We start from the raw sequence: 22,070 nt of genomic DNA, 5'->3' as shown, positions 1-22,070 counted from the left end.
GAAGCCCGTGCCCGCCGCTGCTCCGGTGATCGCCGCCGACTAGAGATGGTCGAGGGCGAAGGCGGTCATGAAGCCGGCCAGGGTGATCAGCCCGGTCCAGGCGTGGGTGCTCTCGAAGGCCTCGGGGATCAGCGTGTCCACCAGCATGCACAGCACCGCACCGGCGGAGAACGCCAGGGCGAAGCCCAGCCAGGCCGGCGGCAGGTCGCTCATCAGCCCCGGGCCGGCCATGGCCGCCAGGCCCGACAGCAGGACGATGCCGCCCCACAGGCAGAACACGAACAGGCCGCTGCGCTTCTCCTCGCGCAGCCCGGCGGCGCTGGCCAGCCCCTCCGGCAGGTTGGAGAGGAAGATCGCCACCAGCATCAGCAGGCTCACCTCGCCGCCGTCCAGCAGGCCCAGGCCGAGCCCCAGGGATTCGGGAATGCCGTCGAGGAAGGCGCCCACCGCGATCAGCAGCGCCACCATGGAGCCGGCGCCGCCGCTGCGCTGGCGGTGATGCGCTTCCCAGCGGTCCAGCAACTGGCTGGCGAGGACGAACAGCGCGCCGCCGGCGAGCATGCCCGCCAAGGTCGGCCCCAGCCCGCCGAGGCGCTCGGCCTCGGGGATCTGCCCGAAGCACAGCGCCGCGATCAACACCCCGCTGCCATAGGCCATCACCGAGGCGGTGACCGCCCTGGGCAGCGTCACCCAGAAGCCGATGGCGGCGCCGAGCAACAGGCTGCTGGCGGCCAGCCAGCCCCAGAAACCGGCGAGCAGGGTGGTGGAAATCTGCATGACAACTCCTTTATCGACGACAGGTCCGGATGCGGCGCGACATAAGTACCCCATCCGCCCGCAGAAAGCAGCCGCGCACTTCCCCCACACCCTGCCGGTGCTTTCCGAATGCAACGCCGCTTTGTATCAGAGCCGGTACAAAGCCGACACGCTGGCGACACCGCCATCGGCGAGTCTCTCGCCGCGATGGCCGCTGGCAGGACGGCGGAGTAGGATGCGCCCGATGGATGCCCACGGTCCGCCGCTCGACGCCCGCCGCCAGACGCGAAGAACAGGGGTCCACCGGCCCGGTCGACCCGCCAGATGGCAACACACCCATGCACAACCAAGCCCCCACCCCCCTCGACAACCGCCGCTGGAACATCCGCGCCCTGCTGTTGGACGACGACGTGCCGATCCGCGACCTGCTCTGCGACTACCTCGCCCGCTTCAACATCGAGGCGGTGGGCGTGGACGACGGCGAGGCGATGCGTGAAGCGCTGGCCGACTCCCCCTTCGACGTGGTGGTCCTGGACCTCATGCTGCCCGGTGAAGACGGCCTCTCCCTGTGCCGCTGGCTGCGCAGCGAATCCGACATCCCGATCCTCATGCTCACCGCCCGTTGCGAGCCCACCGATCGCATCATCGGCCTGGAACTGGGCGCCGACGACTACATGGCCAAGCCCTTCGAGCCACGCGAGCTGGTGGCGCGCATCCAGACCATCCTGCGTCGCGTGCGCGACGACCGCGAAGGCCTGCGTGCCGACCAGCGCGCCAGCATCCGCTTCGACGCCTGGCGCCTGAACGGCGTGCTGCGCCAGCTGCAATCCCCCGAGGGCATGGTGGTGCCGTTGTCCAACGCCGAATTCCGCCTGCTCTGGGTCTTCCTCGAGCGCCCACGCCGGGTGCTCAGCCGCGAACAGCTGCTGGACGCCGCCCGGGCCGCTCCATCGAAGCCTTCGACCGCAGCATCGACCTGCTCGTCTCGCGCCTGCGGCAGAAGCTTGGCGACGACCCCCGGTCCCCGCGCCTGATCAAGACGGTGCGCGGCGAGGGCTACCTGTTCGACGCGCGGGAGATCGGCTGATGCGCCAGGCCGACTCGCTGTTCGCACGCCTGTTCGGCATCTTCCTGGCCGCCATCGTCCTCGCCCACCTGCTGGCCTTCCTCTGGTTCCAGCAGTACGGCAACCCACCGCCCCAGCCGCCACCGCAGAACGCCGCCGAGGGCCCGCCGCCCCGGCAGCCCCCGCCTCCGCGCCCGCTGTTCGGCGGGCCGCTGGTGCCGCTGACCTTCCAGCTGCTGACCCTCATCGTCGCCGCCTGGTACGGCGCCCGCGTGCTGTCGCGGCCCATCCAGCGCCTGGCCAGCGCCGCCGACCGCCTCAGCGAGAATCTCCAGGCCCCGCCCCTGGAGGAGCGAGGCCCGCGCGAGGTGCGCCAGGCCGCCCACGCCTTCAACCTGATGCAGCAGCGCATCCGCGAGCAGGTCGCCCAGCGCAGCCGCATGCTCGCCGCCGTCTCCCACGACCTGCGCACGCCCATCGCCCGGGTCAAGCTGCGCGCCGAGCAGGTGACGGACACCCAGTTGCGCCAGCGCATGGACCAGGACCTCGGCGAGATGGTCGCCATGCTCGACGCCACCCTCAGCTACCTGCACCAGCAACGCGCCGACGAAGCCCTGCAGATGTTCGACCTCCAGGCCCTGGTGGAATCCATGGCCGAAGACGCCCAGGACCGCGGCGCCGACGTGCGCGCGCAAGGCCAGTGCGCGCCCCTGCGGGCCCAGCCCATGGCGTTGCGCTCCTGCATCAGCAACCTGGTGGAGAACGCCCTGCGCTACGCCGGGCATGCCTTGATCCGCCTGGAAGACGGCCCCGCCGAGGTGCGCATCTGCGTCAGCGACCACGGCCACGGCATCGCCCCGGAACAGCGCGAAGCGGTGTTCGAACCCTTCTTCCGCCTCGAAGGCTCGCGCAACCGCAGCTCCGGTGGCGTCGGCCTGGGCCTGACCATCGCCCGCGAGGCCGCACGGCGCCAGGGCGGCGACCTGGTCCTGGGCGAAAATCCCGGCGGCGGCCTGCTGGCCACCCTCACCATCCCCCGCGCCTGACCCTGTCTCCGTGCCGATACAAAGCGCATAAACCCCCGACACGCTTGCGCCTGAACCTGCGAGGACCGGAGAACCCACTCCGGCCTTGCCATCACGCACAGGAGTGACTCCCATGATCAGTGGCGTCAGTGGTTACTCGGGCTACAGCAGCTACGGCGGCTACGGCTCGGCGCTCTCCTCGAAAAGCACCGCCAGCGGCACCAGCAGCAGTGGCGGCTGCGCCTCGGGACAATCGAAATTGCAGGAGAAACTGTTCAGCCTGCTGGACAGCAATGGCGACAGCAGCGTCGCCAAGGACGAACTCGGCACCGCGCTGGCCAACGCCAAGGAAAGCGACAGCGGCACCACCGTCGATATCGACGAGCTGTTCGCCCAGCTCGACGCCAACAGCGACGGCTCCATCGACCTCGACGAAACCGCCGCCCTCACCCCGCCCCCGCCACCGCCGCGTGGCGGTGCCAACCCCGAGGACCTGTTCGCCGAGCTGGATGCCGACGGCAATGGCGCCATCGACGAAAGCGAGCTGAGCAGCGCCCTGGGCGAGAACAGCGGCATCGACAGCAGCGAGCTGTTCGCCAGCCTCGACAGCGATGGCGACGGCAGCCTCGACGTCGACGAAACCGCCGCCCTCGCCCCGCCACCTCCCCCACCGCCGGCCGGTGGCTTCGGCGGCGACAGCGAGGAGCTGTTCAGCGCCCTGGACGCCGATGGCAATGGCAGCATCAGCCAGGACGAGCTGGGCAGCCTGTTCGGCCAGGCCGGCAGTGGCGAACAGGGTGACTCCGGGAGCACCACCGCCAGCAGCGACGCCGTCTATGCCCGCCTCGCCGCCGCCCTGCTCAAGCAATACGAGAGCAGCGCCGGCACCTATGAGGCCCGTGTCGGCAGCCAGCTCAGCATCGCCGCCTGAGGCCCGCCCCGCGAAAGGAAAGCCGGCCGCTGCGCTCACGCGCAGTGGCCGGCTCTTTGCTTCGGCGATCAGCCCGATGGTGGGTTCGAATCGATGTGTCAGCCGGTGTACACGATGTGGCTCGAGGCTCCGAATCGATGGGTTTCGCTGCGCTCCACGCCATCCTACAAGGCGGTATTTCGCCCATGAAAAAGGGCCGGCGCCTTATGGCGACCGGCCCTTTGGGGATTGCCGTGGGAAGATTATTCCTCGGTCGGCATCGGGATCTCTTCGTCCGGGAAGGCCGGCTGCTCGCCGCCCATGGCGCCGCCGAGGCCACCGGCACTGGCCATGACCAGGCCGGCGAACTCCTCGACCGTCATCTTCTTGCCGTTGAACTCCACCTGGCCGTCGGCGTAGTGCAGGCGGGCGCGGATGTCATTGCCTTCCAGGGCCACGAGCTGGGTGGAGAGCATCATGCCGCTGGCCATTTCGGTGGTCATGGAGGCCTGCTGGGCGATGGCTTCCTGGTCTTCCTGGCCCTGGAGCACCGCCTGCACGCTGACCAGGTCGCTGATCATCGGCTTGGACAGGCTCAGGTCCAGGTCGAGGCTGGTGATGGCTTCGCGGGCGATCTGGTCCGGCGGCAGGTCGAAGGACGCCGGCTTGGCCAGTTGCATGGCCAGGCTGAAGCGGCTCTCGCCGTTGGCGGTCTTCAGGCTCAGGCGCTCCAGGGCGAACTGCGGCTTGCCTTCGAGCAGCTTGACGAGGTCGGCCTTGGCTTGCTCCTGCTGCGCTTCGGTCAGCTCACCGAGGCCCGACTCGCCAGCCTGGCCGACCTGCTGGTACAACGCGCCGTAGAAGTCGGCCAGGGATTTCAGCGCGACCGAATCGAGGTTCTTCATGGTCCAGAGCATCTGCGCGCTGCCGATGGGCTTGTCGGCGTAGCTGATGCTGCCGGCGTCGAGCGTCAGGCTGCCTTCGATGTTGCTGCCGTTCTCGCGGGTGTCCTGGCGCTGGGCCAGGTCGGTGAGCTGCACACCCGGGTTTTCACCGACGATGACGTTGGCGGTCTTCAGGGTGAAATCGCTCTTGCCCACGTACAGGCCGCTGGTGGAGCGGCTCTGGTCGCTGGCCAGGGACAGGCCCTGGAACAGGACGTGCACCTGCTCACCCTGCTCGGAGACGGCGTCGACCTTGAGACTGTCCATGGTGCCGATGGCGGCGACCCTGCTGCCGCCGGCATCGCTGCGCAGCTCCAGGTTCAGGCCGGAGAAGCTCAGGTGGGACTCGTCGTCCATCTGCATCTCCAGGGGCAACAGGGCCAGGCTGCCGCTCATGGAGCGGTCGTAGCCGATGCTGACGTCACCGACCAGGGGCGCGGCGCCCTTGTTGGCGGCGAACCACTTCTCGACGCTGGGGCTGGACTCCAGGGCGTAGTTGCTGGCGGCCATCACCGGCGCCAACTTGAAGGCCTTCAGGCGCGACACCGGGAAGGGGCCGTGCTCGATGTTGTCGACGAACAACAGCTCCAGGCCCTGGCCTTCCTCGCCGACGCGCACTCGGTAATGGGCGGTGCTGCTGAACAGGCCCTGTTCGAGGGAGACCAGCTCCATCGACGCGGAGGTGCCGAAGGCCGGCGCGGACAGCTTAAGCTGCGCATTGGCTTCCTTGATGGAGGTGTCCAGCACGGCGGGCAGCTGGGTGCCGGTGTACCAGGCCCCCGCGGCGGAAACAGCGGCGATGGCGACGACTGCGCCCAGGGCGATCTTTACGGTTTTGCTCATTGTTCGACTCGCGGAGTATCCATGTGAATGTTGCTTCCCTGCATCCGCAAGCGGGGCCGATGCAAAGCGGCGCGGAAAAATGCGGCGCAAAGGCTATCACTGCGCCATTGCGCCTCCAAGCGGCGGCCTGCGGTTCTGCTGGCCAGTCGACGTTCAGTGCGGGCCGGGCCCCTCGGGCTTGTCGATCACCAGCGGCTGGGGCCGGCCGATCCAGTCGGAGATCAGGCTGTAGGCCACCGCCAGCAGCGTCGGCCCGAGGAACAGGCCCATGAAGCCGAAGGCGAGGATGCCGCCGAACACGCCGAGCAGGACCACCACCAGCGGCAGGTTGCCGCCACGGCTGATGAGGTAGGGCTTGAGCACGTTGTCCACGCCGCTGATGATGAAAAAGCCCCAGATCGCCAGGAACACTCCATAGCCGTAGTCGCCGTGCCAGAACAGCCAGGCGGTGGCGGGCACCCAGACCAGCGGCGGCCCCATCGGAATCAGGCTCAGGGCGAAGGTGGCCAGGCCCAGCACCAGCGCCCCCGGAACCCCGGCGATCCAGTAACCGATCAGCCCCAGCAGGCCCTGTGCGGCGGCGGTGCCGATCACGCCGTTGACCACCCGTTGCACGGTGCCGGCCACCAGTTCCAGGTAGTGCGGTGCGCGCTCGCCGATCAGGCGCTCCAGGGCACGCTCGGCGAACAGCGCCATGCGCGGGCCGTCGCGGTAGAAGAAGAACACCAGCACCAGGCTCAGGGCCAGTTCCAGCATGCCGCCGCCGATCTGTGCGCTGCGCGCCAGGATCCAGTTGCCGGCCTGGCCCATGTAGGGCTTGAGGCTGGTGAAGAAAGCCGCGCCCTGGGCGTCGACCCGCTGCCACAGCGCCACCAGGCGCTCACCCACCAGGGGCAGCTCGCCCAGCCATTCCGGTGGCTGCGGCAGGCCTTCCACCTGAACGTTCTTGACCAGTTCTGTGGCATCGCGGATGTGGTCGGCGAGGTTGAAGCCCATCCACACCAGCGGCACCGCCACCAGCAGCATCCAGCCGGCGGTGAGCAGCCCCGCAGCTGTGGACACGCGTCCGTCCAGCAGCCGCGTGAGCAGGCGCATCAGCGGCCAGCTGGCGAAGGCCAGCACGGCCGCCCAGAACAGCGCCGACCAGAAAGGGGCCAGCACCCAGATGCAGGCGCCCAGCAACGCGAGCAGCAGTATCTGCACCAGCAGGCGATCGTTATTCAGCATGAACGGGGCACTCCGTGGCAAAACGCGACCGTGGCGCCGACGGGCGCCACGGATGACAAGCATGGACGCTGCGCTTCAGCGCAGCCACTCGAGGTGCAGGCCTTCGGCGGTGTTTTCGCCCAGCTCCAGGCGCGTGGCGCGCACGCCCTGCTCCACCAGGGCCTGGCGCCAGGCTTCGCCGCCCGCGCCGGACAGGCTGATGCGCAGGGTGCTGTCGAGGTTCAGGCAGCGCGCCAGCAGGGTCGCCCAGGCAGGCGTGGGCACCTCCGGCAGGCCAGTGAGGTGCAGCTCGCCGCTGCTCTTGAGCTCGCGCATCAGGGTGGCGGGCGTGGGCAGGATCTCGCCCAGGGGCGCGGCGGAATCCAGCTGCTCGGCGTGCAGGTAGGCGCGGCGGTTGCCCCGGGTGATGGCGTACAGCGCCAGCAGGCTGTCCTGCTGCGGTTCGGCCAGGCGCACCAGCAAGTAGGCCTGCTGCTCGTCCGGTCCGTAGAGGCGTGCGTTGCCGAACACCGAGTTGGCCCACAGGCTGCTGGAGCCACAGTCGCGGCCCTGGCACCAGTAGAGGGGCACGGCGCCCTTGTCGAGCAGGGCGACCCGGGCGCTGTCGAAGGCCTCGCCCGAGCCATGGCCACTGGGCAGCAGGTAGGTGACCGAGGTCTGCCGGCCCTGGGCATCGATCTTCTGCTCGAAGCGCAGCTGGTTGCTGATGCGCCGGATCGAGCCTTGCGGGTAGATGCGCTCCTGGTCGCCGGTTTCCTTGAAGTCGACGATCTCGGCGTGGGGGAAGCGCGGCAGCGCGCTGAGGTCGTGGCTGTCGGGCAGGTCGGCGGCGTATACCGCCATCGCCTGAAGGGACGCGGCCAGGAACAGGCCGGTAACGATGAAAGAGCGCATGCGCATCCTTAGCGAATCAACATGGACTGGGCGGACTTGACCACTGTCTCGGCGGCTTCCTGGCGCCTGGGCACCTGCAGGCCACGCTGCACGGCAGGCCGGGCCTCGATGGCCGCCAGCCAGCGCTGCAGGTGGACGAGGCCCTCGACCGACACCCCGGCCCAGTCGTGCAGACGCACCCAGGGGAAGGTGGCGATGTCGGCGATGCCGTAGTCGCCGGCCAGGTATTCCACCAGCGCCAGGCGCGAATCGAGCACCTCGTAGAGGCGGCGGGTCTCGTGCTGGTAGCGGTCGATGGCCGGCTGGAGGGTTTCCGGGAAGTAACGGAAGAAGACGTTGGCCTGGCCCTGCATCGGACCGACCCCGCCCATCTGGAACATCAGCCACTGCATGGCCACGGAGCGGCCCTTGGCGTCGGCGGGCAGCAGCCGGCCGGTCTTCTCGGCGAGGTAGAGGAGGATGGCGCCGGACTCGAACACGGCGAAGTCCCCCTCATCACGGTCGACGATGGCGGGGATGCGCCCGTTGGGGTTGATCTCCAGGAAGGACGGCGCCTTCTGTTCCTTGCGCTCGAAGGACAGCGCGTGGGCCCGGTAGGACAGGCCCAGTTCCTCGAGGGCGATGGAGACCTTGTGCCCGTTGGGCGTGGCAGCGGTATAGAGATCGATCATCCGGGCTCTCCTTGGGAAGGCGCCCAGCCTTCCCGGTTGCCCCGATCAAGTCAAGGCGAGGCGAAGAAGCTATTGAAACAGTCTGCTACCGCCTGGGCGCCGCTTTCGTCATTGAGATGCAGGTGGTGGCCGCCCGGCTTGTAGTGCACGTCGAAGCCTAGACCCTGGAGCAGTTCAGCGATACGCGGCTCGGCACGGATCTGCCCCTGCTCCGCCAGCACCAGGGAGGTGGGGCAGCGTACCGCGCGGACGAACTCGGTGGCGTGGGCGAAGGTCAGGCGCATCAGCGACGGCAGGGTCAGGCGCATGTCGGTGCGCCAGGTGTAGCCGCCGGGCACCGGCATCAGGCCACGGTTGGCGAGCAGTTCGGCGGCCTCGCGGCTCACCGCCACCACGCCCTTCATGCGCGCCTCCACCGCGCGCTCGACGTCGGTGTACACCGGCTTGCGCTTATCGCGCAGCGCCAGCCGCGCCTTCAGTGCATCACCCAGGCGCTTGGGCGCGCTGTCGGCCTCGCCGGTGTAGGGAATCAGCCCGTCGATCAGCGCCAGGCGCTCGATGCGCTCGGGCAGGGAACCGGCCACCAGCACCGAGACGATGGCGCCGAGGGAGTGGCCCATCAGCGAGAAGCGCTCCCACCCCAGTTGCTCGGCCACCAGCAACACGTCCTCGGCGTATTCCCACAGCTGGTAGCTGGAGCCGGCCGGGTAGTGCCCGGAATGGCCGTGGCCGGCGAAGTCCAGGGCGACGATGCGCAGCCCCTGGAGCTTCGGCGCCAGGCGCGCGTAGGTCATGGCGTTGTCCAGCCAACCGTGCAGGGCCAGCACGGGCTTGCCGTCCTCGGGCCCGAAGATGTGTGCCGCCAGTTCGACGTGGGGCAGGTTCAGGCGGATTTCCTCGACGTGCGCGGTCATGCGTGCTCCCGGTCGGTGCGCTGGCCTTCCCAGCGGTTGAAGAGGTTCCTCAGCAGTTCGGCGGTGTCCTGCGGGCGCTCCAGGGGGAACATGTGGCCGCCCGGCAGGGACAGGTACTCCCCCTTGGGCACGCGTTTGACCAGGCGTGCGTGATGGGGCAGCACCACGCGGCTGTGGCGGCCGCGCACCACCGCGAGGGGCACCTCGAGCTGCTGCGGGCGGCCCGGGCTGTTGTGCGGGACGCTGCGGTAGATGCTGATCTCGGTGGCCGGGTCGAACTTCAGCCGCAGGCCGCTGCCGGTCTCGGTGAAGCCGTGGCGCACGTAGGCTTCCAGGCAGTCCGGGTCGAAGCGGCGGAACAGGGATTTGCCGGAGAAGTACAGGCGCGCCTCGTCGAGGTCGGCGAACTCCTCGCGCCGGCCCAGGGTGCGGCCGGCCGGGGTGATGCGGTCGATGAAGCCGAAGCGCTTGGCCGCGCGGATGACGATGCGGTCGGCCAGGGTCAGCACCGGCGAGTCGAGCATCGCCACGCCGCGGTAGAGGTCCGGGCGGCGCAGTGCCGCGTGGTAGTGCAGCACGCCGCCGAGGGAGTGGCCGACACCGAACACCGGCTCGCCGTGGGCCTCGAGGTGGTGGATGAGCTCGTCCACCAGGTTTTCCCAGTTGTCGTTGACCGGGAAGCGCGGGTCATGGCCGTGCTGGTCCAGGTGCCGGATCCGGAAGTCCGGGCCCAGCGCCTGGAACAGCTTGGCATAGGTGGCCGACGGGAAGCCGTTGGCATGGGCGAAGAAGATCGTCTGGGACATGGCGATGCCGGCTGGTTGGGAACTGCCGGGGATTTTCCGGCAGCCCGGCGCCCCCCGGCAATGACCGTAACTGCCAGTGATGATGGCGCTATTGCCACAGCAGCGGACGGCCCTCAACCCAGCGTGCGCAAGCGTGCCGGCGGCACGCCGTAAGTGCGGCGGAACAGCCGGGAGAAGTGCGCCTGGTCGTAGAAGCCCAGCTGCAGGGCCACGTCGCTGAGCGGTTGCTGGCCACGCAGCACCAGCGGCAGGGCCCGTTCGAGGCGCAGCTGGGTCAGCCACTGGTGGGGCGGCAGGCCGCAGTGCTGGCGGAAACGCCGCAGCGCCTGCCAGGGGCTGAGGCCGCAGAAGGCCGCCAGCTCCTCCAGGGACGGCGGCGATTCCAGGCGCGACTCCAGCCACTCGCGCAGGCGCTGCCAGGTGCGTGTGTCGAAGCCCTGGGCGGGCTCGCTGACCCGCAGCGTCGAGCCCTGCCCGAGCAGGCAGGCCAGCGCCGGCCAGAGCAGGCTCTCCAGGGCCAGGCGGGAGTTGCCGAGAAACCCTGCGTGCACGGCCTGCAGGCGCGCCTGCAGCGTGGGGTCGCGCAGGGTCGCGCTGGTCAGGCGGGGCGCCCCCTGGCGACCGTCGCTGAGCACGCGGCTGGCTTCATCCAGCCATTGCGGCTCGATGGCCAGCACGCGGATGTGATAGCCCTCCCCGCCCTGGCTGGCGCCATCGTGGATCTGCTCCGGCGCCATCAGCAGCGCGTCGCCGCGCCCGGCCAGGCGCGACTCGCCCCGGCAGACGAAACGCTGCCGCCCGTTCAGCAGCAGGCCCACGTGGTACTCCAGGTGGAAATGCCGGGGAAAGGCGAAATCGCGGTACTCGGCATCGATCAGGCGGACGCCGGGCAGGCCGCTGACGATATGACTGATGCGCTCCATGGGCGCCACTCTAGCGCGTGGCGGGGTGATCGGCTTGGATGAAATTGCGCGACTGCCGGGAATCTCCGCCGCGTGATCACCCCTTCGGCGGCTGCTCGCCCAGGGGCACGATGGCCATGGTCAGGCGCGAGATGCAGCTGGGCTTGCCGTCGTCACCACTGAGGCGGATGTCCCACACGTGGGTGGTGCGGCCCAGGTGCACGGGACGGGCGACGGCGGTGACGCGGCCGCTGCGCAGGCCACGCAGGTGGTTGGCGTTGACCTCCAGGCCCACGCAGTAGAAGCGGCTGGTGTCGATGCACAGGTAGCTGGCGGTGGAGCCGAGGCTCTCGGCCAGCACCACCGAGGCGCCACCGTGGAGCAGGCCGTAGGGTTGGTGAGTACGGCTGTCGACCACCATGCTGGCGGTGATCGATTCGTCGTCGAAGGCTTCGAAGCGGATGTCCAGCAGGCCGCCGATGGTGCCTTGCTGGGATGCATTGAGTTTTTCGAGATCGGGGGTCTGGCGCCACAGGCTCATGTCGGCTCCTCGCAAGAATGCCGCCGGGGTGGCCAGGGCTCCCGGCGGTCAGGGGTCACTCGTGCCAGAGCACCGCCTGGCGGCGCTCGATCCATTCGGGGAAGCACGATCCGTAGGTGCCCTCCACCACGTTGCGCTTGATCTTCAGGGTAGGCGTCAGGAAGCCGTTGTCGACCGCCCAGACCTCCTTCACCAGCACCAGGCCGAGCAGGCGTTCGTGCTTGTCCAGCGCCTCGTTCACCTGCTCCAGCAACTCGCGCAGGCTGCCCTCCAGCTCGGCGCGGGTGCCGTTGGCGGCTTCCTGGCGACCGACGTCGGAAAGCACGCAGAGCGCCATCGGCTGCGGCAGGCCATCGCCCACCACGCACACCTGCTCGATGCGGGTATGCACCGCCAGGCGGTTCTCGATGGGGGCCGGGGCCACGTACTTGCCCTTGCTGGTCTTGAAGATTTCCTTGATGCGCCCGGTGAGGCGCAGGTTGCCGGCGGCGTCCTGCTCGCCCTTGTCGCCGGTGCGCAGGAAGCCGTCGGGGGTGATGGTCTCGGCGGTCTTCTCCGGGTCCTTGTAGTACCCCTGCATGGTGGCGCCGCTGCGCACCTGCACCTCGCCATCGTCGTTGATGCGCACCTCGACACCGGGGCTGTTGCGGCCGATCCAGCCGGTCATCTGCTCGCCCGGGCGGCACACGTGGGAGTAGCCACAGTTCTCGGTCATGCCGTAGACCTCGAGCACGTCCAGGCCCAGGCGCTTGTACCAGTGCAGCAGCGCCTCGGGCACCGGCGCGGCGCCGCACAGGGCCACGCGCACGGCGTCCAGCCCGAGCCCGGCGAGCACCTTGCGGCCGACGATGCGGCCGATGATCGGCAGCTTGAGCAGGCGGTCGAGCTTCTGCGCCGGCATCTTCGCGTAGACCCCCATCTGGAACTTGGTCCAGATGCGCGGCACGCCGAAGATGGCGGTGGGACGGGCGCGCTTGAGGTCTTCGAGGAAGGTGTCGAGGCTCTCGGCGAAGAACACCGTCTGCCCGGCATAGAGCGAGGCCATTTCGACGAACATGCGCTCGGCCACATGGCACAGCGGCAGGTAGGACAGCAGGCGGTCGTCTTCACCGGTCTTGAACAGGTCGACACCGTGGCCGGCGGCGAAGGCGAAGTTGCCGAAGCTCTGCATCACGCCCTTGGGCGTCCCGGTGGTGCCGGAGGTGTAGATGATGGTGGCCAGCTGCTCGGCGGCGGTCCTGGGGTTGTCGCGGATCGGCGTCTCCGCCTGCAACTCGCTCCACTGGTAGTCGAAGGTCCCCTCGGGGTGGATCGGCAGCGCGATGGTGGCCACGCCTTCGGGAATGCCGCTGGCCATGGCGGGCCAGTCGTCCAGCTTGCCGATGAAGGCCAGGGCGGTTTCCGAATGCGCCAGCACCTGGTGCACGGACTCGCCGGTGAGGTTGGGGTAGAGGGGAACGGAAACGTGCCCGGCCATCCAGATCGCGAGGTCGGCGACTATCCAGTGAGCACAGTTCTTGGAAATGATGGCGATGCGGCTGCCGGGAGGCAGGTCACGCCCTCTCAGCCAGCTGGCGGCGCGTCGCGCCTGGTCGCCGACATCGCCCCAGGTCAGCTCCTCGACCCTGCCGCCGGACAGCGGTTGGACCAGGTAGCGTTTGTTGGGGTGACGTGCCTCTCGCTCGAAGAACATATCGAGCGGCAAACGGACTGCATCAGCCACAGGGCCTCCTCCTTTTTTGTTTTTCTGGGGACAACCAAGCACTTGCTTGGGCGAATATTCCACGCAGTAGGAAGCGGCGCAAGTTAAGAAATGTATCGGGCTCGGACACAGGCTCCGAGAGCCTCTGGGACGGGGGTCGCAGCGGGAAATGATGGAACAGGCGGCGGCGCTACGCGCCGCTCGGCGACCGCAATCGCCCTACACGAGCGGGCCCACCACAGGGCGGGCCGAGTGCTCCGGAGCAGGAGCGCCCATCAGTTCGACGGCGAGACGAACCAGGCCTCGAGCCCGGGCTTGTCGGTCTGCTGCCCGGGCCGGTAGATGTACCCGGACACCCGCGCATAGTTGTCCCAGTCGGTGCGCCAGAGCATGGTGCCCTGGTACTCCTTGCCGTTGCGCTTGAAGTCGATGCGCAGCCCCGAGGCGCCGTCCACCAGTTCGGAGTTCTCGAAGTGCGCCTTGCCCGTCCAGCTCTCCTCGCCCACGGTCCAGGCCAGGGACAGCTCGCCCTCGTCCTGGTAGATGTCCAGCTCGCCGGTGTAGGGCTTGCCGGTGTCGAGATCGCGACCGACGATCCAGTAGTTGCCGACGAAGAAGGAAGGGTCCGGGTTGTCGGCCGCCAGGAGGGTGGAACCGGGCAGCAGGGTGGCGAGCGCCATCAGGGCGCGGAGCGTGATGCGTCTGAGCATGGGGGTCGTCCTTGGGGCGGGGGTCAGGTCCGGTGTGCGTGGTGCAGGGAGCGCAGCTCCATCAGGCCCGCGAGGGCCATGTCGCCCTCCAGCTCGACGAGGCTGGCGGTGCCCAGGGGCAGCGGCTGCTGGCGATGACCGTGGATCAGCAGGCCCGCCAGTTCACCGACGAAGGGATTGTGGGTCACCAGCAGCAGCTCGCCCTCCTCCCGCTCGGCCAGTCGCGCGAGTGCTTCACGCGGGTCGCTTTCCGGGGTCAGCCAGGGCTGCGTCACCAGCGCGCCGGGGAAATCCAGCGCCTCGCGCACCAGTTCGGCACTCTGCTGGGCACGCAGGTAGGGGCTGGCGATGATGGCCTGCAGCGGGCGACCGGCCAGGCGTGCGGCGGCATGCAGCACCTCCTGGCGGCCATTGCGGGTCAAGGGGCGTTCGGCATCGGTGGCCGCACGGGGCTCGGCCTCACCGTGGCGCAGCAACCACAGCCTCACAGCTTGGGCTCTTCGTCGCGCGCGGGGTGCGGGGCCGGCGGCACCACGTGGGCGGCCTCGCCTTCCGGCGGGCGCGGCGTGGGCCAGTCGGCGAAGGGCCAGGGCTTTTCCTCGGTATTGAAGGTGCCGAAGCGACCGATCTGCGCCAGGTACTGGCTCAGGCTGTCGCCAAACCCCATCAGGCCGCCACTGGGCGCGCCGTAGAAGGCCCGGTAGCCGAGCTGCGCCAGGACCACCACGCCGAGGACGATCTCGGCCAGTTGCCAGACGACGACGAAGATCAGCATCCACAGCACGCGCAGCAGGATCGACTCCCGCTGCAGGTCTTCGCGCTCATCACTCATGGGAATCTCCTTGTCCGAAGTTGGCGGGGCTCAGAAGCCACTGGTGGGAATGAAGTCGACGTCGGTCTTGGGTTCGGCGCGCATCAGCGCCTCGATCACCTGGGCCAGCGTACGCCCCTCGAAAAGAATGGCATGCAGGCCAGCGACCAGCGGCATGTACACCTGCAACTCCTCGGCACGGGCCTTGAGCACCTTGAGGGTGTTGACGCCCTCGGCCACCTCGCCCAGGCGCGCCACCGCGTCTTCCAGGCTGAGGCCTTCGCCCAGGGCGTGGCCGACCTGGTAGTTGCGGCTCTTGGGCGAGGAACAGGTGACGATCAGGTCGCCGACGCCGGCCAGGCCGAGGAAGGTCATGGGATTGGCGCCGAGCTTCACGGCGAAGCGGGTCATCTCCGCCAGCGCGCGGGTGATCAGCATGCTCTTGGTGTTCTCGCCCATGCCCAGCGCCGCGGCCATGCCGGCGATGATCGCGTAGACGTTCTTCAGCGCACCGCCCAGCTCGACGCCGAAGCGATCGGCACTGGCGTAGACGCGGAAGGTCTTGCCGTGCAGGGCAGCCTGCACCTGCTGGCACAGCTCGGTGTCTTCGCTGGCCACCACGGTGGCGGTGAGGGCGTGGTCGGCCACCTCGCGGGCCAGGTTGGGGCCGGAGAGCACGCCGATGCGCGCCTCGGGGGCAATGTCTTCGAGAATCTGGCTCATCAGCAGGAAGCTCTGCGCCTCGATGCCCTTGGTCAGGCTCACCAGCATGCGGCCCTTCAACTGGCCGGCCACGGGCTCGAGCACCTTGCGCAGTGCGCTGGAGGGGATGGCGACGAAGATCAGCTCGCAACTGGCGAGCACCGCATCCAGATCGGTGGTGGGTTCGACGCCGGGGTGGATCTTCACCCCCTTGAGGTAGCGCGGGTTCTCGCGGTTGGCGCGGATCGCCTCGGCCTGCTCGGGATCGCGCATCCACTGCTGCACGCTCTTGCCGTTCTCGGCCAGGAGGTTGGCGATGGCGGTGCCGAAGCTGCCGCCGCCCAGCACCGCGATCGATTGCTGTTGAGTCATAACCAGTCCATGTAGAGCCATCGGGGATGGCGGTTGCGCGCATTATACGGAGGGCCGAGCGACCAGCCAGTCTCAAACAAGGCATCTGCCACTGGTCAAGTGTGAACCCAGGCACGACAATTCAGCCTTCCATGACCACGTCGGACGAACGGGGTGCCCAACCCGCCACGACGGATGCCATTCGACCAGAGCGCAGGCCCAGCTAGAGTTTCCCATGCATTCATCTTTTCCATGGACGAGCCTGTCACGAGGCACACGGATGATCCGCCGCCCAGCCCCCCTCCTCTTCTCCACCGCCGCCGCACCGGGCACCTGCCTCTGGGATTGCCGATGAACCTGCGCCGCGGCTGGGACATCCACACCCGCACGCAGCTGATCAGCCTGGGCCCGGCCCTGCTGCTGACGCTGCTGCTCACCGGCTTCTTCACCTTCGCCCGCCTGCAGGACCTGCGCCAGGAGCTGAACCACACCGGCCAGCTGATCGCCAACCAGTTGGCGCCAGCCGCCGAATACGGCGTGATCGCCGGCAACCTGCCGGTACTCGAAGGCCTGCTCAAGGCGACCCTGGACACCCCGCACGTGCGCTTCCTCGAAGTGCGCGACCGTGAAGACAACATCCTCGTCTACGTCGAACAGCCCGGCAGCCTGGAAAAGGCCGGGGCCCAGGTTGAGGTGTTCCACGCGCCGATCCGCATGCAGCAGATGAAGCTGGACAGCGAGGCGCTGTTCCACAGCGAACGCAGCAACGGCAAGCTCGCCACCGGCTACCTGGGTCGCGTGGTGGTGGGCATGTCCAACGACGCCTTCAGCAGCCGGCAGCAGGAAATCCTTCTCAAGGCCACCGTGCTGGCGCTGTTCGCCCTGGTGCTCACCTTCCTCCTGGCGCGGCGTCTGGCCACCCGCCTGTCGCAGCCGATCAGCGCCATGGGCGAGGCGGTCGAGGCCATCCAGGGCGGCAACTACCAGGCCAGCCTGCCGGTGGTGGACGAGGGCGAGCTGGGCGACCTGGCGCGACACATCAACAACCTCGCCAACGGCCTGGCCAAGGCCAGCCGCGAGCAGCAGCAGGCCATCGACCAACTGATCAGCGCACGTGAGGACGCCGAGCAGGCCAACCGTGCCAAATCCGATTTCCTGGCGATGATGAGTCACGAACTGCGCACCCCCATGAACGGCGTCCTGGGCATGCTGCAACTTCTTGAAACAACCGAACTGAACCGCGAACAGGCCGAGTACGCCGCGCTGGCTGCCGAATCCACCGAGCACCTGCTCAAGGTGATCAACGACATTCTCGATTTCTCGCGTATCGAACGCGGCGCACTGGAACTGGAACGCATCTCCTTCAACCTGCTGGAGCTGGTCCAGGGCTCGGTGCAGGTGTTCCAGCACAGCGCCCTGCAGCGCGGCCTGGCGCTGACCCTGGAAACCCAGGAAGGCCTGGAGCAGATCGAGGTGCAAGGCGACCCGACGCGCATCCGCCAGATCCTGGTGAACCTGGTCGGCAACGCCCTGAAATTCACCGAGGACGGCGGCATCCGCGTCCTCACCCAGTGGCAGCCGCTGGACGACGAGGTGCTGTGGCTCACCTGCGCCGTGCACGACAGCGGCATCGGCATCCCGCCGGAACGCCTGGAGCACATGTTCGACGCCTTCCAGCAGGCCGACAGCTCCATCTCCCGACGCTACGGCGGCACCGGGCTCGGCCTGCCCATCGCCCGCACCCTGGCCGAACGCATGGGCGGCACCCTGCGCGCGGAGAGCCTCGAAGGCCGTGGCTCCATATTCACCCTGGAAATCCCACTGCCGTTCCGCCAGCAGGAGCGCCGCGCCAGCGAGGGCAGCACCGGCGACACCACCAACGGCAGCGGCCAGCAGGTGCTGCTGGTGGAGGACAACCCGGTCAACCAGACGGTGATAGAGGCCATGCTGCGCAGCCTCGGCTACCGCGTCAGCCTGGTGGGCGACGGCGCCCAGGCGGTGCAGAGCGCCTCGCGCCAGCACTTCTCGGCGATCCTCATGGACTGCCGCCTGCCGGTGCTCGATGGCTACGAAGCCACCCGGCAGATTCGCAAGATGAATGGGGGTGCCCGCACGCCGATCATCGCCCTCACCGCCAACGCCCTGCAGGGCGACCGCGAAGCCTGCCTGGACGCGGGCATGAACGACTACCTCGCCAAGCCCTTCAAGCGGGCCGACCTGCAGCGCGTCCTGCAGCGCTGGCTGGGTGGCGCGGCGGATTGCCCCCCGACCTTCGGTGAGTGGGCAACAGTGCTAAAGTGCGGCAGGCTTGCGCCGGAAAGGGCCCGCAACAACGGCGCAAGCGTCCTTGAACAAGTGAACGACTGTACTCTGTGACTTTCACCGCAACGCAACAGTCTATGACTAGTCTGCTGATTCGACGCCTGTGCGCGCGGCAGTGTGGACGAAATGCCAAGCCCTGCACGGGGACCATTGAGGAGCTCGCATGACCAAACAAAACGCCTATTCCCGGGAAGACCTGCTGCGCTGCAGTCGCGGTGAGCTGTTCGGCCCCGGTAATGCGCAACTGCCCGCCCCCAACATGTTGATGATCGATCGCATCGTCCATATCAGCGAAACCGGCGGTAAGTACGGCAAGGGCGAAATCGTCGCCGAGCTCGACATCAATCCGGACCTGTGGTTCTTCGCCTGCCATTTCGAAGGCGACCCGGTGATGCCGGGCTGCCTGGGCCTGGATGCCATGTGGCAACTGGTCGGCTTCTACCTCGGCTGGCAGGGCAACCCCGGCCGTGGCCGTGCCCTGGGTTCGGGCGAAGTGAAATTCTTCGGCCAGATCCTGCCCACCGCGAAAAAGATCACCTACAACATCCAGATCAAGCGCACCATCAGCCGCTCGCTGATCCTCGGCATCGCCGATGGCACCGTCAGCGTCGATGGCCGCGAGATATACAGCGCCGAAGGCCTCCGCGTCGGCCTGTTCACTTCCACTGACAGTTTTTAAGGGTTATCCGCATGCGTCGTGTCGTGATCACTGGCCTGGGCATCGTTTCCTGCCTGGGCAATGACAAGGAAACCGTTTCCGCCAACCTGCGTGCAGGCCGGGCCGGCATCCGCCACAACCCGTCCTATGCCGAAATGGGCCTGCGCAGCCACGTTTCCGGTTCGGTCGACCTGAACCTCGAAGAGCTGATCGATCGCAAGATCTTCCGCTTCATGGGCGACGCCGCCGCCTACGCCTACCTGGCGATGGAACAGGCGATCAAGGACTCGGGCCTGCAACCCGAGCAGATCTCCAACCCGCGCACCGGCCTGATCGCAGGCTCCGGCGGCGCCTCCACCGTCAACCAGATGGAAGCCATCGACACCCTGCGCGAGAAGGGCGTCAAGCGCATCGGCCCATACCGCGTGACCCGCACCATGGGCAGCACCGTATCCGCGTGCCTGGCCACCCCCTTCCAGATCAAGGGCGTGAACTTCTCCATCTCTTCCGCCTGCGCCACCAGCGCCCACTGCATCGGCCAGGCCATGGAGCAGATCCAGCTCGGCAAGCAGGACGTGGTCTTCGCCGGAGGTGGTGAAGAAGAACACTGGAGCCAGAGCTGCCTGTTCGACGCCATGGGCGCCCTCTCCACCCAGTACAACGACACCCCCGAGAAGGCCTCCCGCGCCTACGACGCCAAGCGTGACGGCTTCGTCATCGCCGGTGGCGGCGGCATGGTGGTGGTCGAGGAACTGGAGCACGCCCTCGCGCGCGGCGCCAAGATCTACGCGGAAATCGTCGGCTACGGCGCCACCTCCGATGGCTACGACATGGTCGCTCCGAGCGGCGAAGGCGCGATCCGCTGCATGCAGCAGGCGCTGTCCACCGTCGACACCCCGATCGACTACCTGAACACCCACGGCACCTCCACCCCGGTCGGCGACGTCGCCGAGATCCGTGGCGTGCGCGAAGTGTTCGGCGACAAGGCCCCGGCCATCAGCTCCACCAAGAGCCTGTCCGGCCACAGCCTGGGCGCCGCCGGCGTGCACGAGGCGATCTACTGCCTGCTGATGATGGAAGGCAACTTCATCGCCGGCTCCGCCAACATCGACGAGCTGGACCCGGAAGTGGCCGACCTGCCGATCCTGCGCGAGACCCGCGAGAACGCCAAGCTGGACACCATCATGTCCAACAGCTTCGGCTTCGGCGGCACCAACGCCACCCTGGTGCTCAAGCGCTTCTCGGCCTGACACCCGCGCCGCTAGGCGAACGCAACACCCACCATGCCCGTATCGTCCGATACGGGCATGGTTGCGTCAGGACCATGGAAAGTCCTCCGTTCCATAAGCTCCGAAGCCCAGCGCAGCGGTGAAGTTCACGCGTATCCCAGAGGGCTTCCTATACTTTTTCCGAGCCTCCCTGGTTCGTACCGCAGCCCCCCGGAGAAGTGACCCATGTTCCTGCGCCAGTTCCCCATCGCGCCACGCGCGGCTTTCGGCTTCGCCATCATCACCTTGCTTCTGGTGTTGACCGGCCTGTTCTCGCTCAACCGCATGTCGGTGATCAACGACGCCTCCACCGTGATCAGCCAGAGCTGGTTGCCCAGCGTACGCACCATCGCCCAGATCAATCTGTCCCTGACCGAGTTGCGCCAGGTCCAGCTCGGCCACGTGCTGGCCTCGGACACCCCCTCCAAGCAGTTCCTCGAACAGCGCACGCGCGAGATCATCGCCCAGCTCGGCAAGGCCGAAGACACCTACAAGGCGGGCATCGACCCGGGCCGCGACGAACAGCTCTTCGAGCGCTACCTGCAGGAGAAGAAAGGCTTCCTTGCCGGTGTCGACAAGCTCCTCGCCCTCTCCAATGCCGGCGAAGTGGCCGCCGCCACCGAACTGGTCCAGGGCCCGCTGCTGGACAACTACCGCGCCACCCTCAAGGCCCTGACGGAGCTCTCCGACTACAACACCCAAGGTGCCGACGCCGCCAACGCCAAGGCCGACCAGGACTATGCCAGCGCCGTCACGGCCGTCATCAGCGTGCTGGTGATCGCCGCGCTGGTCACCGTCGCCCTCGCCTGGGCCCTCACCCGCAGCATCACCGTCCCCCTGGGCGAAGCCGTGCTGGTAGCCGGCGTGGTTGCCAGTGGCGACCTCACCGGGCGCATCGACACCGCCGGCAACGACGAGCCGGCGAAATTGCTCACCGCCCTGCAGCGCATGCAGCAACAGCTGCGCGGCACCATCCAGCAGATCGGCAACTCGGCCACCCAGTTGGCCTCCGCCGCCGAAGAGCTCAACGCGGTGACCGAGGAAGGCAACCGCTCCCTCACCCGCCAGCACGACGAGATCGAGATGGCCGCCACCGCCGTCAACGAAATGACCGCTGCCGTGGAAGAGGTCGCGCGCAACGCCAGCTCCACCTCCGACGCCTCGCGCGCCTCCGAGGAATCCGCCCAGTCCGGCCGCGACCGCGTGCAGCAGACGGTCCAGGCGATCCGCAGCATGAGCCAGGAAGTCGCCCACACCTCCACCCTGGTCGAGGGGCTGGCCGACCGCGCGCAAAGCATCAGCAAGGTGCTGGACGTGATCCGCGCCATCGCCGAGCAGACCAACCTGCTGGCGCTCAATGCCGCCATCGAGGCCGCCCGCGCCGGCGAGCAGGGCCGTGGGTTCGCCGTGGTCGCCGACGAGGTACGCGCCCTCGCCCACCGCACCCAGGAATCCACCCGCGAGATCGAACAGATGATCGGCAGCATCCAGAGCGGCACCGGTGAAGCCGTCGGCGCCATGAACCAGAACGACCAGCGCGCCCGGCAGATGCTGGAGATCGCCGAAGCCGCCGGCCGCGCCCTGGTGGAAATCACCGAGCAGGTCGGCCAGATCAACGAACGCACCCTGGTCATCGCCAGCGCTGCCGAAGAACAGGCCCAGGTCGCCCGCGAAGTGGACCGCAACCTGGTGAACATCCGCGACATCTCGGTACAGACCGCCACCGGCGCCAACCAGACCGCCGCCGCCAGCCAGGAACTGTCGCGCCTGGCCGTCGAACTCAACGGCATGGTGGCCCGCTTCACCGTATGATCGCACCCGCATGGCCCGCCGCCAGGGAGGCGCAGGGCAGGCTGCAAACGAAGAACCCCATCACCTCGCGGCGATGGGGTTCTTTCGTTTCCACAGCCCCTTCATTCGAGCCTGGGAAACCACGTCCCCGGGGCGTCTGCGACGATTCGATCGGGCACCCAGCAGGATGAACGCCTGCCGTCGGGTGTGTAGAGCGCAGCGAAGCCCACCCCGAATGCTCCCGGCAACCCGCTGG

At 68.1% G+C, this 22,070-nt stretch carries 19 protein-coding genes and 2 pseudogenes; 7 read left to right on the top strand and 14 right to left on the bottom strand.

The window, feature by feature from the left end:
* Positions 1-39: 39 nt before the first annotated feature.
* Positions 40-777, bottom strand: coding sequence for a hypothetical protein (locus tag PHLH3_RS11200; protein ID WP_213629245.1), 738 nt, complete (start codon positions 775-777; stop codon positions 40-42).
* 317 nt (positions 778-1,094) lie between these two features.
* Here PHLH3_RS11200 and PHLH3_RS11195 point away from each other — a divergent pair.
* The 3 genes and pseudogenes from PHLH3_RS11195 to PHLH3_RS11185 all read left to right on the top strand — a co-directional run bounded on the left by PHLH3_RS11195 (position 1,095) and on the right by PHLH3_RS11185 (position 3,778).
* Positions 1,095-1,843: pseudogene (locus PHLH3_RS11195) on the top strand (winged helix-turn-helix domain-containing protein).
* The gene (locus tag PHLH3_RS11190) at positions 1,840-2,868 is read left to right on the top strand and encodes an ATP-binding protein (protein WP_213630506.1); all 1,029 of its coding nucleotides are present in this window, start codon (positions 1,840-1,842) and stop codon (positions 2,866-2,868) included. Before PHLH3_RS11195 ends, PHLH3_RS11190 begins: the two are co-directional and overlap by 4 nt.
* Before the next feature lie 112 nt (positions 2,869-2,980).
* On the top strand, positions 2,981-3,778 hold the full coding sequence (locus PHLH3_RS11185) for an EF-hand domain-containing protein (protein ID WP_213629244.1): 798 nt from the start codon (positions 2,981-2,983) through the stop codon (positions 3,776-3,778).
* A gap of 242 nt (positions 3,779-4,020) precedes the next feature.
* On the opposite strand, the gene PHLH3_RS11180 is transcribed toward PHLH3_RS11185, so the two are convergent.
* From PHLH3_RS11180 to PHLH3_RS11120, 13 genes are all read right to left on the bottom strand, one after another.
* The gene (locus PHLH3_RS11180) at positions 4,021-5,544 is read right to left on the bottom strand and encodes a YdgA family protein (RefSeq protein WP_213629243.1); all 1,524 of its coding nucleotides are present in this window, start codon (positions 5,542-5,544) and stop codon (positions 4,021-4,023) included.
* A gap of 153 nt (positions 5,545-5,697) precedes the next feature.
* Positions 5,698-6,771 (bottom strand): AI-2E family transporter, encoded by a 1,074-nt coding sequence (locus PHLH3_RS11175; RefSeq protein ID WP_213629242.1) that lies wholly within the window; start codon positions 6,769-6,771, stop codon positions 5,698-5,700.
* A 75-nt stretch (positions 6,772-6,846) separates the two neighbouring features.
* Complete coding sequence (locus tag PHLH3_RS11170) at positions 6,847-7,665, bottom strand: DUF4892 domain-containing protein (protein ID WP_213629241.1); 819 nt, start codon at positions 7,663-7,665, stop codon at positions 6,847-6,849.
* 8 nt (positions 7,666-7,673) lie between these two features.
* Positions 7,674-8,336 carry a glutathione S-transferase N-terminal domain-containing protein gene (locus tag PHLH3_RS11165; protein WP_213629240.1) on the bottom strand — a complete coding sequence of 221 codons (663 nt, stop codon included), beginning with the start codon at positions 8,334-8,336 and terminating at the stop codon, positions 7,674-7,676.
* 50 nt (positions 8,337-8,386) lie between these two features.
* The gene (locus tag PHLH3_RS11160; RefSeq protein ID WP_213629239.1) at positions 8,387-9,250 is read right to left on the bottom strand and encodes an alpha/beta hydrolase; all 864 of its coding nucleotides are present in this window, start codon (positions 9,248-9,250) and stop codon (positions 8,387-8,389) included.
* The gene (locus PHLH3_RS11155; RefSeq protein ID WP_111263470.1) at positions 9,247-10,056 is read right to left on the bottom strand and encodes an alpha/beta hydrolase; all 810 of its coding nucleotides are present in this window, start codon (positions 10,054-10,056) and stop codon (positions 9,247-9,249) included. The genes PHLH3_RS11160 and PHLH3_RS11155 overlap by 4 nt, the downstream gene beginning before the upstream one ends.
* Positions 10,057-10,169: 113 nt before the next feature.
* The gene (locus PHLH3_RS11150; protein WP_213629238.1) at positions 10,170-10,979 is read right to left on the bottom strand and encodes an AraC family transcriptional regulator; all 810 of its coding nucleotides are present in this window, start codon (positions 10,977-10,979) and stop codon (positions 10,170-10,172) included.
* 76 nt (positions 10,980-11,055) lie between these two features.
* On the bottom strand, positions 11,056-11,499 hold the full coding sequence (locus tag PHLH3_RS11145; RefSeq protein ID WP_111263468.1) for a hotdog fold thioesterase: 444 nt from the start codon (positions 11,497-11,499) through the stop codon (positions 11,056-11,058).
* 55 nt (positions 11,500-11,554) lie between these two features.
* On the bottom strand, positions 11,555-13,222 hold the full coding sequence (locus tag PHLH3_RS11140; protein WP_213629237.1) for an AMP-binding protein: 1,668 nt from the start codon (positions 13,220-13,222) through the stop codon (positions 11,555-11,557).
* A gap of 254 nt (positions 13,223-13,476) precedes the next feature.
* Positions 13,477-13,911, bottom strand: coding sequence for a hypothetical protein (locus tag PHLH3_RS11135; protein ID WP_111263466.1), 435 nt, complete (start codon positions 13,909-13,911; stop codon positions 13,477-13,479).
* Positions 13,912-13,934: 23 nt separating this feature from the next.
* The gene (gene sixA / locus PHLH3_RS11130; protein WP_213629236.1) at positions 13,935-14,399 is read right to left on the bottom strand and encodes a phosphohistidine phosphatase SixA; all 465 of its coding nucleotides are present in this window, start codon (positions 14,397-14,399) and stop codon (positions 13,935-13,937) included.
* The gene (locus tag PHLH3_RS11125) at positions 14,396-14,743 is read right to left on the bottom strand and encodes a DUF4389 domain-containing protein (protein WP_111263464.1); all 348 of its coding nucleotides are present in this window, start codon (positions 14,741-14,743) and stop codon (positions 14,396-14,398) included. The genes sixA and PHLH3_RS11125 overlap by 4 nt, the downstream gene beginning before the upstream one ends.
* 30 nt (positions 14,744-14,773) lie before the next feature.
* Positions 14,774-15,796: an NAD(P)H-dependent glycerol-3-phosphate dehydrogenase gene (locus PHLH3_RS11120; RefSeq protein ID WP_111263463.1), complete on the bottom strand. Its 1,023-nt coding sequence runs from the start codon at positions 15,794-15,796 to the stop codon at positions 14,774-14,776.
* Between the two features lie 330 nt (positions 15,797-16,126).
* On the opposite strand from PHLH3_RS11120, the pseudogene PHLH3_RS11115 reads away from it, so the two are divergent.
* The 4 genes and pseudogenes from PHLH3_RS11115 to PHLH3_RS11100 form a co-directional block, all read left to right on the top strand.
* Positions 16,127-18,022: pseudogene (locus PHLH3_RS11115) on the top strand (ATP-binding protein); the annotation flags it as partial.
* 238 nt (positions 18,023-18,260) lie between these two features.
* Positions 18,261-18,776, top strand: coding sequence for a 3-hydroxyacyl-[acyl-carrier-protein] dehydratase FabA (gene fabA, locus PHLH3_RS11110; protein ID WP_021220691.1), 516 nt, complete (start codon positions 18,261-18,263; stop codon positions 18,774-18,776).
* Positions 18,777-18,787: 11 nt separating this feature from the next.
* Positions 18,788-20,005, top strand: coding sequence for a beta-ketoacyl-ACP synthase I (fabB, locus tag PHLH3_RS11105; RefSeq protein WP_111263461.1), 1,218 nt, complete (start codon positions 18,788-18,790; stop codon positions 20,003-20,005).
* Positions 20,006-20,209: 204 nt separating this feature from the next.
* The gene (locus PHLH3_RS11100) at positions 20,210-21,835 is read left to right on the top strand and encodes a methyl-accepting chemotaxis protein (protein ID WP_213629234.1); all 1,626 of its coding nucleotides are present in this window, start codon (positions 20,210-20,212) and stop codon (positions 21,833-21,835) included.
* Positions 21,836-22,070 lie beyond the last annotated feature (235 nt).

It is taken from the genome of Pseudomonas sp. Pc102, from assembly GCF_018408275.1.
GTDB lineage: Bacteria > Pseudomonadota > Gammaproteobacteria > Pseudomonadales > Pseudomonadaceae > Metapseudomonas > Metapseudomonas tohonis.
This window is presented reverse-complemented; position numbering and strand designations above follow the sequence as displayed.